The 11,296-nt window shown below is 66.5% G+C and carries 11 protein-coding genes and 1 riboswitch; of the genes, 9 read left to right on the top strand and 2 right to left on the bottom strand.

All coding sequences use genetic code 11. From position 1 onward, the window contains the following. Positions 1-40: 40 nt before the first annotated feature. Both AB5Y51_RS17080 and rimK read left to right on the top strand, forming a co-directional pair. Positions 41-1,108: a Gfo/Idh/MocA family oxidoreductase gene (locus AB5Y51_RS17080; RefSeq protein WP_368178775.1), complete on the top strand. Its 1,068-nt coding sequence runs from the start codon at positions 41-43 to the stop codon at positions 1,106-1,108. Positions 1,109-1,300: 192 nt separating this feature from the next. Further along, positions 1,301-2,197, top strand: coding sequence for a 30S ribosomal protein S6--L-glutamate ligase (gene rimK / locus AB5Y51_RS17085; protein ID WP_010672657.1), 897 nt, complete (start codon positions 1,301-1,303; stop codon positions 2,195-2,197). 152 nt (positions 2,198-2,349) lie between these two features. On the opposite strand, the gene AB5Y51_RS17090 is transcribed toward rimK, so the two are convergent. Beyond that, positions 2,350-3,606, bottom strand: coding sequence for a HAMP domain-containing sensor histidine kinase (locus AB5Y51_RS17090; protein WP_223932002.1), 1,257 nt, complete (start codon positions 3,604-3,606; stop codon positions 2,350-2,352). Continuing rightward, positions 3,603-4,271: a response regulator transcription factor gene (locus AB5Y51_RS17095; protein WP_010672659.1), complete on the bottom strand. Its 669-nt coding sequence runs from the start codon at positions 4,269-4,271 to the stop codon at positions 3,603-3,605. The genes AB5Y51_RS17090 and AB5Y51_RS17095 overlap by 4 nt, the downstream gene beginning before the upstream one ends. Positions 4,272-4,361: 90 nt before the next feature. Here AB5Y51_RS17095 and AB5Y51_RS17100 point away from each other — a divergent pair, with 90 nt between their 5' ends. The 7 genes from AB5Y51_RS17100 to AB5Y51_RS17130 all read left to right on the top strand — a co-directional run bounded on the left by AB5Y51_RS17100 (position 4,362) and on the right by AB5Y51_RS17130 (position 11,193). Then, positions 4,362-4,790, top strand: a complete 429-nt coding sequence (locus AB5Y51_RS17100) for a hypothetical protein (protein ID WP_029313554.1) — start codon at positions 4,362-4,364, stop codon at positions 4,788-4,790. Positions 4,791-4,868: 78 nt separating this feature from the next. Beyond that, entirely contained in the window at positions 4,869-5,357 is a 489-nt protein-coding gene (locus tag AB5Y51_RS17105) for a hypothetical protein (RefSeq protein WP_368178776.1), read from the top strand. 62 nt (positions 5,358-5,419) lie between these two features. Next, positions 5,420-5,533: riboswitch (TPP riboswitch) on the top strand. A gap of 257 nt (positions 5,534-5,790) precedes the next feature. Next, positions 5,791-7,782 (top strand): phosphomethylpyrimidine synthase ThiC, encoded by a 1,992-nt coding sequence (gene thiC, locus AB5Y51_RS17110; protein WP_368178778.1) that lies wholly within the window; start codon positions 5,791-5,793, stop codon positions 7,780-7,782. Further along, positions 7,779-9,386 carry a thiamine phosphate synthase gene (thiE, locus tag AB5Y51_RS17115; protein ID WP_368178779.1) on the top strand — a complete coding sequence of 536 codons (1,608 nt, stop codon included), beginning with the start codon at positions 7,779-7,781 and terminating at the stop codon, positions 9,384-9,386. Before thiC ends, thiE begins: the two co-directional genes overlap by 4 nt. Then, complete coding sequence (locus tag AB5Y51_RS17120) at positions 9,376-10,137, top strand: ThiF family adenylyltransferase (RefSeq protein WP_368178781.1); 762 nt, start codon at positions 9,376-9,378, stop codon at positions 10,135-10,137. Before thiE ends, AB5Y51_RS17120 begins: the two co-directional genes overlap by 11 nt. Positions 10,138-10,139: 2 nt before the next feature. Then, positions 10,140-10,340, top strand: coding sequence for a sulfur carrier protein ThiS (gene thiS, locus AB5Y51_RS17125; RefSeq protein ID WP_041212233.1), 201 nt, complete (start codon positions 10,140-10,142; stop codon positions 10,338-10,340). Between the two features lie 85 nt (positions 10,341-10,425). Then, positions 10,426-11,193 (top strand): thiazole synthase, encoded by a 768-nt coding sequence (locus AB5Y51_RS17130; RefSeq protein WP_368178783.1) that lies wholly within the window; start codon positions 10,426-10,428, stop codon positions 11,191-11,193. The last annotated feature ends 103 nt before the right edge of the window (positions 11,194-11,296 follow it).

The raw sequence follows: 11,296 nt of genomic DNA on the forward strand, positions 1-11,296 counted from the left end.
CGGGGCAGACGCCGGGTACGCACGCCATATCGAGGTTGCCATGAAGATTGGATTTGTCGGTCTGGGGGCCGTGGTGCAGACAGCCTATCTGCCTGCACTCGCCGCACTGGCGGAAAATACCGAGATATGGGGTTTTGATCCCGCCATCACCCTGCCCGGCGTCATGTCCGCCTCGACCCTGGAAGCCCTGCTGGCCGAACCCCTGGATCGGCTGGTGATCGCCACGCCTTCCCTGCTGCATCTGCCCGTGCTGGAGCAGGCACTGGCCAGCGCCATTCCCCTCATTCTGGTGGAGAAACCCGTGGTGGCCACCCTGGCCCAGCACGATCGCCTGCGCGCCCTGCTGGCGGACCCCGAGGTCGCGGCCAGGGTGCTGGCGCTGGATCACTGGATGGCCCGCAATGCCGTCCAGCAGTTGCTGCTGAGCGGCAAACTGGATGAAGGCTGGCAGCCTCGGGAATCAGACGGCGCCGGGGGCGGGCTGGCCACCCTCGCCGATATCAGCGCGGTGGAGGGCTTTTTGCTGGAACCCTGCGGCCTGGACGAGACGGGGCATCCCTATGCCCTCAACTTCGCCACCGGGGAGCCGGATCGGCGGGTCCTGCGCCATCCAGACGGGGTGATCCTCGACATCGGTACCCATCTGCTGGCGATGATCCGGGAGCTGCTGGTGGCCCTGGGTGGGGACGACCGCCTGCACCTGATCGCGGAGGGCGTCTGCGACCGGCTGGGGCAGCCCATCCGGCGCGGGGATCTGGAGACCGCCGAGGGGCGGGCCTGCCTGCGCGGCGAGGCGGCAGGGGTGCCCCTGACCCTCTGGCTCGACAAGTATGCCGGTCCCGGGGTGGAGAAGAAGGGGCTTTGCCTGCACCTCAAGGACGGGCGGCGCATCGAGCTGCTTCGCTGCGGCAACCTGGAGTGGTTGCACCATCACGACGTCGACGGGATGCGGGGCTGGCAACATGAGGGGCCCCTCTATCGCCACTGCATCGCCCAGACCCTGCTGGCCCCCGTGCCTTTGGGAGGCTGGGCCGGCACCACGGCGCGCCGTTTGCAGGAGGTCGCCCTGCTGCTTGAGTTGCAGCAAGGGCTGCGCGGCCCCCATTGACGTCGCTGTGCGCCATCCGGCATGAGGGCTGGTGGCTGGCGCCGTCTTGCAGAACGGTCCGTTCTTGAGTGCGGCACTCTCGGTTTTTGCCCGTTCTTGCAGAACCGCGCATGGTGAGGGGAAAGGATTGGCGTTGCCAGTCGTTCATGGCACCTTATACTCTCCAGTCCGATTATCAGGTCTGCCATTTCCATGAATATTGCCATTTTATCCCGTGAGCCCAACAACTACTCCACCCGCCGTCTGGTCGAGGTGGCCCGGGCCCGTGGGCATCAGGTCGAGGTGCTCGACACCCTGCGCTGCTACATGAACATCGCCTCCCACAGCCCCTCCATCCATTACGAAGGACGGGAGCTGGAGAGCTATGACGCCGTGATCCCGCGCATCGGTGCCAGCATCACCTTCTATGGCACCGCCGTGCTGCGCCAGTTCGAGATGATGAGCACCATGGCTCTCAACAGCTCGGTGGCCATCTCCCGCTCCCGGGACAAGCTGCGCGCCATGCAGCTGCTCTCCCGTCACGGCATCGGCCTGCCGGTGACCGGCTATGCCCACAGCACCCACGACGTACCGGATCTCATCACCATGGTGGGGGGCGCCCCCCTGGTGGTGAAACTGCTGGAGGGCACCCAGGGGATTGGCGTGGTGCTGTGCGAAACCCAGAAGGCCGCCGAGAGCGTCATCGAGGCCTTTATCCAGACCAACAACAACATCCTGGTGCAGGAGTACATCCGCGAGGCCAACGGTGCCGATATCCGCTGCCTGGTGGTCAACGGCAAGGTGGTGGCCGCCATGCGCCGCCAGGCCCAGCCGGGGGAGTTTCGCTCCAACCTGCACCGGGGCGGCACCGCCGAAGCCATCAAGATCACGCCGGAAGAGCGTGCCACCGCCGTGCAGGCCGCCAAGATCATGGGGCTGGACGTGGCCGGGGTGGATATTCTGCGAAGCGCCCGCGGCCCGCTGGTGCTGGAGGTGAACTCCTCCCCCGGTCTGCAGGGGGTGGAAGCTGCCTCCGGCAAGGACGTGGCGGGCAAGATCATCGAGTTCCTCGAGCTCAAGGCGAGCCGCAAGCACAAGCCGGCGGAATGAGGCCCAAACGAGTGTCAGACAGGTAAACACAGGGCGCCCTCGGGCGCCTTGTTGCTATCTGGGGGGGGCTGGAAGGCAGCGGGCTTGCCGGGAACTGTCTCCCTTCTCCCGTTGTGTTGAACAGCCGGGGAGAAGGGCCGGGAATGAGGGGGTTATACCGCCCCGGGGGCGCCGGGGATCATCACCAGCCGGGCGCTGAAGACCCCTTCCACCAGATGGGTCTCAATCTGCCAGCCCAGCTTCTCGCAGATGCGCTGGATGATGGTGAGACCGCAGCCGTAGCCGAGGATCTGATCCGGCGCGGCGGCGGTGGGGTTGCTGATGGTGAGTACCTGCTCGTGCAGGGTGATCTCGATGTGCCCCTCGGCGTAGCTCAGGGCGTTTTTCAAGAGGTTGCCGAGGGCGATGGCGAGCAGGGAGAGGGGGGCCTGCACCTCGCTCTCCTCGTCCAGTTGCAGGCGAATGTCCAGCGTCTCCCGTTGCAGCAGGGGGGCGAGGCGGGTCAGCTCCCGGCGAATGAGCGGCGCCACCTGCTGGGGCGGGCGCTCCACGGCCTCCTTGCGTCCCAGCAGCAGGAAGGTTTCGGTGAGCAGGGCCATCTCGTCGGCGGCGGCGCGGATGCGGCTGACGGCGCGGGCCGCCGGGGCGGGCAGGTCATTCACCTTGCCGAGCAGGGCCGCGGATCCCTGGATCACCATGTTGGGGGTGCGCAGCTCGTGGCTGGCAAAGCGGCTGAACTCCTGTTCACGGGCAAACACGGCGGCTACCTCGTGCTTGCCCGCCAGCAGCGCCTGCTCTATCTCTCGCAGCTCCTGCCAGGGGGCATCGGGCACGAAGTCCCCCTGATCCGGGGTGAGGTGGGCGACTCGCTGGCGCAGCCGCTCCAGCGGCCTGGTGATGTGACGCACCAGCCAGATGCCGAAGGCGAGGCTCCCCAGCAGCAGGGCCAGGCCGATGAGGCGGGTCACCAGATGCAGCTTGGCTTCGTAAGGGTCCAGGTAGTCGTCCGCATCGTCGTTGAACACCAGATAGAGCAGCCCCTGACCCGAGGGGTGGGCGCGTACCAGGAAGTGCTTGTCCTCCCGGCCCAGCTGATGCTCGAAGAAGCCGGGGCTCTGGTAGGCCTTGAGCCAGGCGGGCAGGCGGCCCGCCTCTGTCCAGTAGCTGGAGAACTGGCGCGGGCTGGGGGCGGGGGCCGCCATTCCGAGGCGCAACCAGTCGTCGTCATAGCGGGTTGCCTCCGCCTCCAGCCAGTGGCGCAGGCTCAGCTCCTCCATCTTGTTCTCGGCCACCACCATCAGCAGGCTCAGGATCACCAGCAGCAGCAGACCGGCCCCTCCCAGCGCCAGCACCAGGCGCCGGCGCAGGCTCGGCAGACCGGAGGCAAGGGGCGGCGTCGGGTTCGTCATGGGGTCACCAGCCGGTAGCCCTGGCCGTGCAGGGTCTCCAGCATGGGGGTGGGGAAGGGCTTGTCGAGGGCGCTGCGCAGGGCATAGATGTGGCTGCGCAGGGCGTCGGAGTCGGGCTCCTCGTCGCCCCAGACGGTGTCGAGCACCTCCTGGCGCGTCACCAGCTGGGGGGCGCGCTTCACCAGCAGGGTGAGGATCTGGAACGGGATCTTGCCGAGTTTGAGCTCCACCCCGGCGCGGGTGGCGCGGCCGCTGGCGGGATCCACCGTCAGATCGCCAAAGCAGAGCACGCCCATGTCCCCTCTGGGGCCACGCAGGCTGAGGGCCTCCAGGCGCACTTCCAGCTCCTCCATGGCGAACGGCTTGACCAGATAGTCGTCGCCCCCCGCCCGAAAGCCTGCCAGCTTGTCCTCCAGGCTGTCGCGGGCGGTGAGAAAGAGTACCGGGGTCGCGATGCCGTCCGCACGCAGCCGCTCCACGGTACGCAGGCCGTCGAGGCGCGGCATCATGACGTCCATGATGATGACGTCGAAGCGCTCCTGGGCCAGCAGTTGCAGTGCGGCCTGGCCATGATAGGCGCAGTCCACCCTGTGCCCGGCCAGCGCCAGATAGTCCATGATGGTCTCCGCCACCTGGGGACTGTCTTCCACCACCAGTATTTTCATGCTCTGATCTCCTGGTCTGTGCCGCTATTTCACGGCCATTTCACACCGGATGGGTCATCCTGTGTGCCAGTGTAACCCCGAGGATCCCCGATGAAGAAGTCTCTCTGCGCCTTCTGGTTATTGATTCTATTGCCTTTTGGTCTGGTGCAGGCGGCCGAGTTCAAGCTCACGGGCCGCACCACCTGGCAGCTTGGCCAGTTGATGGTCAACGGCATTCCCTTCGTGATCGATGAGCGCACCCGCTTCAAGGATGGCCTGGATGAGGACGATCTCGGCGGGACCTGGGTCGATCTGGAAGGGGTCGTGCAGGAGACGGCGGCAGGGGCGCGGCGGCTCGTTCGCGAGGTGGAGGCGCTGGAAGAGGAGGACGAGATGGAACTGGAAGGGCCGGTGGAAGGGGGGCGGATCTGGGGTTATGTCACCTCGGATGGGAGCCTCTCCCCGTTCGAGGGACGCTGGCTGGAGCTGGAGTGCAAGTTTGACGGCATGCGCCTGAGCCAGTGCCGGGAGGATGACTGATCGGTCAGGGCGGACCGGGAAAAATTGCCCGTCCGGGGCCATAGTTAAACCTCACCCCGTGACCCCGGACCGCCTGCCATGACCCGAACCGCACTCTGCCTGCTGCTGTTGCCCTTCTGCACCCTTGCCGACGACGCCGAGCTCTGGCTGGTGGAGCTGGAGCACAACGACGGGGTGCGCCTGCAATTCCAGGGGGCTGAGCTGGAGCTCGGCAGTGCCGAACTGCACGGCGTGGCGCAGCCGGACGGGCTCGTGCCCGGCATGCACCTCGCGATCCAGAGCCGCTACGGCGTCGCCGAGACGATCCGGGTGCTCGACGGGGTGCCGGATCCGGCGCTCGGGGCCAGTTGGCGGCGGGCGGAGGATCGACTGCTCACCCATAATCAGCAGGCATTGCTGCTACAGGATCTCGGTGTGCTGGTGTTTGATGCTGACACTCGCTGGATCAACGGCAGCGCCGCCGATTTGCAACCGGGTCGCCGCCTGGTGCTGAGCCGGGATGAAGAGGGCCGCCTCACCGATATCCTCATTCCTGACCCCGAGGATCCCCTCGACGCCGAAGAGTGAGACCTCTCTCCCTTTCCCCTTGTTAATGGCTTGTACTTTAAATTTCCCCACTTATACTGGCGCACATCTTGTCGGAGTGCTGACCGTCGAACGACGCTAAGCTGAGACCGTTAATTCGGGATCCGTGGAACCTGATCAGGTTAAGACCTGCGAAGGGAAACAAGGGTAACTTGCGGGTTACCGCGCCGGGGAAGGCACACCTTCCCGCCAGCTGGAGGCAGACCGCCTCTGGCTGGCACAGGCGCACAGGGGGAGGTTGTCCCGCCGGGCCGTCAGGCCTGCGGATCTGCCACACAGGGCAGAGGGACGGCAGAGCAGGGAAGATCCATGCCCGACTCACTCCCCCGAGCACACCCCGCCGCAAGTTCATCTTCTCCTCGAACTCCAGACAAGCAAACACCCATAACTTCAACCAGTTAATGTGAGTTTTGCTATGTCTACCAATGTTTCTGATACCACCAAATCCAGCCGCCGCGAGCAGCGCTCCAGCGCCCAGACCTTTATCGACAACCTCAAGGGGATGGCTCACCCCAACTCCCGCCGCATCTTTATCGAAGGCTCCCGCGCCGATATCCGGGTGCCCCTGCGGGAGATCCAGCTGGCCGATACCTTCGTCGGCGGCACCAAGGACGCTCCCCAGTTCGAGCCCAACGAGCCGGTGCCGGTTTATGATACCTCGGGCCCCTATGGGGAAGAGGCCGCCCCCATAGACGTGCGCCGCGGTCTGCCGCGCCTGCGGGAGAATTGGGTGCTGGAGCGGGATGACACCGACGCGCTGGAGGGGCTGAGCTCCACTTTCACTCAGGAGCGGCTGGCGGACGAGGGGCTGGATCACCTGCGCTTCGAACATCTGCCGAAACCGCGCCGTGCCAAGCCGGGCCGCCGGGTCACCCAGCTGCACTATGCCCGCCAAGGCATCGTCACCCCCGAGATGGAATTTATCGCCATCCGCGAGAACATGGGCCGCGAGCGAGTGCGCTCCGAGCTCCTGCGCACCCAGCATCCGGGTCAGGGCTTTGGCGCCAGACTGCCCCAGAACATCACCCCCGAGTTCGTGCGCGATGAGGTGGCCGCCGGTCGCGCCATCATCCCCAGCAACATCAACCACCCGGAAGCGGAGCCCATGATCATCGGCCGCAACTTCCTGGTGAAGATCAACGCCAACATCGGCAACTCGGCGGTCACTTCCAGCATCGAAGAGGAAGTGGAGAAGCTGGTCTGGTCCACCCGCTGGGGCGCCGACACCGTGATGGATCTCTCCACCGGCCGCTACATCCACGAGACCCGCGAGTGGATCCTGCGCAACAGCCCGGTGCCCATCGGTACCGTGCCCATCTATCAGGCGCTGGAGAAGACCAACGGCATCGCCGAGGATCTCACCTGGGAGCTGTTCCGCGACACCCTGCTGGAGCAGGCCGAGCAGGGGGTGGACTACTTCACCATCCACGCAGGCGTCTTGCTGCGCTTCGTGCCGATGACTGCCAAGCGCCTCACCGGCATCGTTTCGCGCGGTGGCAGCATCATGGCCAAGTGGTGCCTGTCCCACCACAAGGAGAACTTCCTCTACGAGCACTTCCGCGAGATCTGCGAGATCTGCGCCGCCTACGACGTGAGCTTGTCGCTGGGTGACGGTCTGCGTCCGGGCTCCGTCTATGACGCCAACGACGAGGCCCAGTTCGCCGAGCTGCGCACCCTGGGCGAGCTCACCAAAATTGCCTGGGAATACGACGTGCAGGTGATGATCGAGGGGCCTGGTCACGTGCCCATGCACATGATCGAGCGCAACATGACCGAGCAGCTGGAGCACTGCCACGAGGCGCCCTTCTATACCCTGGGCCCGCTCACCACCGACATTGCCCCGGGGTACGATCACTTCACCTCCGGCATCGGCGCCGCGCTCATCGGCTGGTACGGCTGCGCCATGCTCTGCTATGTGACCCCCAAGGAACACCTGGGCCTGCCCAACAAGGAGGATGTGAAGCAGGGGCTCATCACCTACAAGATCGCCGCCCACGCCGCCGATCTGGCCAAGGGTCACCCGGGCGCCCAGATCCGCGACAACGCCATGTCCAAGGCGCGCTTCGAGTTCCGCTGGGAGGATCAGTTCAACCTGGCCCTGGATCCCGACACCGCCCGCGCCTACCACGACGAGACCCTGCCCCAGGAGTCCGGCAAGGTGGCCCACTTCTGCTCCATGTGCGGGCCCAAGTTCTGCTCCATGAAGATCACCCAGGACGTGCGCGACTACGCCGCCAAGCTGGAAGCCGTAGAGATAAAGCTGGTCGGCATGGACGGTCAGCAGGAGCGGGTGGTGGCCGAGGTCGAGAGCGGCATGGCCCGCATGGCTGAAACCTTCAAGGAGACCGGCGGCGAGATCTACCATCAGGCGGCGACCCTGAAGCAGGCCGCAGGGGAGGAGGCGTGAGCAGCGAGCGCGGGGCTGTCAGCCCCGCCGACCTGTCCGCCGTGACGCAGGCCCGCCCCGTGGTCTGGACCATCGCCGGGTCCGACTCCGGCGGCGGGGCCGGCATTCAGGCCGACTTGCACACGATGCATGACCTCGGCGTGCACGGCTGCTCGGTCATCTCTGCCATCACCGCCCAGAACTCGGTGGCGGTGAAGATGGTCGACCCCGTGCTGATGCAGACCTTCGCCGCCCAGATCGATGCCCTGGGGCTGGATCTGCCACCCGCCGCCATCAAGATCGGCCTGCTGCCGACCCGGCTGCATGTGGAGGTGCTGGCACGCAGGTTGTCGACCGTCGAGGCTCCCTTCGTGGTCTACGACCCGGTGGCCATCGCCAGCACCGGCACCCCCATGGCGGAGCCCGGCATGCTGGTGGCGGTGCGCGAGCACCTGCTGCCACGTCTGTCGCTCATCACCCCCAACGGTCCCGAGCTGGAAGCCCTGACCGGCCTGCCCGCCACCAGTCCCGAGCTGGTGCGCCTCGCCGCCCGGCGGCTGCGCGAACTCGGCGCCCGTGCCGTGCTGGTCAAGGGGGGCCACCTTGAATGGGGCGGGGATCTCTGCCTCGACTACTACCAGGACGAGAGCCGCGAATTCTGGCTCGCCGCGCCGCGCCTCGATACCCGCCACGGTCACGGCACCGGTTGCGCTTACGCCAGCGCCATCGCCGCCGTGGTGGCGCAGGACTATCCGGTGGAGGACGCCATCACCCTGGCGCGCGCCTACCTGCAACAGGGCTTGGCGGCGGCGCAAGGAGTGGGCGCAGGTCCGGGGCCCATCGCCCATCTGGGCTGGCCCGCCGATCTTGCCCACTTCCCCCGTGCCGTGCTGGCGGGATCACCGCTCGATCGCCGCTTCGGATTGTATGAAACAAGCAGCGCCCGTCTGCCGCAGGGCCCCTTTGCGCCGACCGAACACAACCTCGGCCTCTATCCGGTGGTGGACTCGGTCAAGTGGCTCAAACGCCTGCTGGGGGCCGGGGTCAAGACCATCCAGCTACGGATCAAGAATCTGCCCGCCACAGAGGTGGCGCCGGCCATTCGTGATGCGGTCGCGCTCGGTCGCCGCCATGGGGCGCGGCTCTTTATCAACGACCATTGGCAGCAGGCCATCGAGGCGGGGGCCTGGGGCGTGCATCTGGGGCAGGAGGATATGGAGACCGCCGATCTCGCCGCCATTCAGGCGGCGGGGCTGCGCCTTGGCATCTCCACCCACGGCTACTTCGAGCTGATGCGGGCCCGCGAGCTGGCCCCCTCCTATATCGCGCTCGGCCATATCTTCCCGACCAACACCAAAGCGATGCCTTCGCGCCCCCAGGGGCTGGCGCGGCTGCACCACTACCGCGCCCTGATGGCGCAGTGGCCCACGGTGGCCATCGGTGGCATCAGCGAGGAGCGGGTGGCGGCGGTCAAGGCAAGCGGGGTCGGCAGCATTGCGCTGGTCTCGGCCATCACGGCGAGCGATGACTGGCAGGGCGCGACCGAGCGGCTGCTCGCCGCCGTGGGGGCTGGGGATGAGCCGCGCTCGGCCACCGTTATACGGGAGGCTGAACATGCTCTCTGATGCGGAATACCTCAGATACGGTCGCCAACTGATGCTGGCGGAAGTGGGGGAAGCCGGTCAGGCGCGGCTGAAAGATAAATCCGTGCTGATCGTGGGCCTCGGCGGGCTCGGCTCGCCGCTCGCCCTCTATCTGGCCGGCGCCGGGGTGGGCACCTTGTGGCTGGCCGATGGCGACACGGTGGATTCCAGCAACCTGCCGCGCCAGATCCTGTTCGATAGCGAGGCGGTCAACCACTCCAAGGCGGAGCTGGCCCGCGAGCGCTTGGCCGCCCACAACCCGCTGGTGGAGCTGATTGCCATCAACCAGCGACTCGATGCCGCCAGCCTGCCGGAGTTTGTGGCCGAGGCAGATCTGGTGATCGACTGCTGCGACAACCTCGCCACCCGCCAGGCCATCAACGCCGCCTGCGTGGCCCAGGGCAAGCCCTGGGTCTGTGCCGCCGCAGTGGGTTGGCAGGGGCAGCTGATGGCGCGCACCAGCACGGATCACGCCTGCTACGCCTGCCTCTATCCGCTGGATACCAAGCTCTCCCAGAGCTGCGAGACCAGTGGCGTCACTGGCCCGCTGGTGGGGGTGATGGGCTCTTTGCAGGCGCTGGAGGCACTGAAACTGCTGCTCGGGCGCCCCAGCCCGGTGGCGGGCACATTGCGCCGGTTCGATGCGTTGACCCATCAGTGGCAGACCCTCACGCTGGCTCCCGACCCCGATTGCCCGGTTTGCGGCAGCACCCACCCGGCCCTGGAGAATTAACCATGAAGATCCGATTGAACGATATCGAGCTGACGCTGCCCACCGGCCAGCGCCTGACTGAGCTGCTGGCGGTGCAGGAGATTCCCCCTCAGGGGGTAGCGGTGGCCCTTAACGGCGCCGTGCTGCCCCGTAGCCGCTGGGCCGAGACCCGTCTCAATGACGGGGATGAACTCCACCTCTTCACCGCCATCGCGGGAGGCTGATCCATGATGCTCGCAGTCCCATCTTCGCGCGCTCTGCCTTGCGGCGGGGCCTCATCTCTTCTTATCGCAGTGGCCGGAGGCTGACATGCTGACAATTGCCGATCACACCTTCTCATCGCGCCTCTTTACCGGCACCGGCAAGTTTGCCCGCCCGGAACTGATGGCCGCCGCCATCGAGGCGAGCGGCTCCCAGCTGGTCACCATGGCCATCAAGCGGCTCGAACCGGGCAAGGCCCACGACGATATCCTCACGCCCCTTCGGAAACTCGGGGTCAAGCTGCTGCCCAACACCTCGGGGGCCAAGACCGCCGCCGAGGCGGTATTTGCCGCCCACCTCGCCCGCGAGGCGCTGGGGACGAACTGGCTGAAGCTGGAGATCCACCCCGATCCCCGCTACCTGCTGCCAGACCCCATCGAGACGCTCAAAGCCGCCGAGCAGCTGGTGAAAGAGGGCTTTGTGGTGCTGCCCTACTGCGGTGCCGACCCCGTGCTGTGCAAACGGCTCGAAGAGGTGGGTTGCGCCGCCGTGATGCCGCTCGGCGCCCCCATCGGTTCCAATCAGGGGCTGGTGACCCGGGAGTTTCTCTCCATCATCATCGAGCAGGCCAATGTGCCCGTGGTGGTGGATGCGGGGATCGGTGCGCCGAGCCATGCGGCCGCCGCCTTTGAACTGGGGGCCGATGCCGTGCTGGTCAACACCGCCATCGCGGTGAGCGGCGACCCGGTCGCCATGGGCCGCGCCTTTGCGCTGGCCTGCACTGCCGGGCGCAGCGCCTATGAAGCCGGTCTCGGCGCCCGCGCCCTGCAGGCCCAAGCCTCCAGCCCGCTTACCGATTTTCTGGGGGCGCTATGAGTCAGCATGCCAATGACCCCACCCCGACCCTCCCCTTGCCAGGGGAGGGAGTGTCGACTTCGCCCTCTTGTGAAGTAGGAGATCGGGGGGGCGGATTAACACC

Source organism: Aeromonas sp. R7-1, assembly GCF_040908115.1.
Lineage (GTDB): Bacteria > Pseudomonadota > Gammaproteobacteria > Enterobacterales > Aeromonadaceae > Aeromonas > Aeromonas caviae.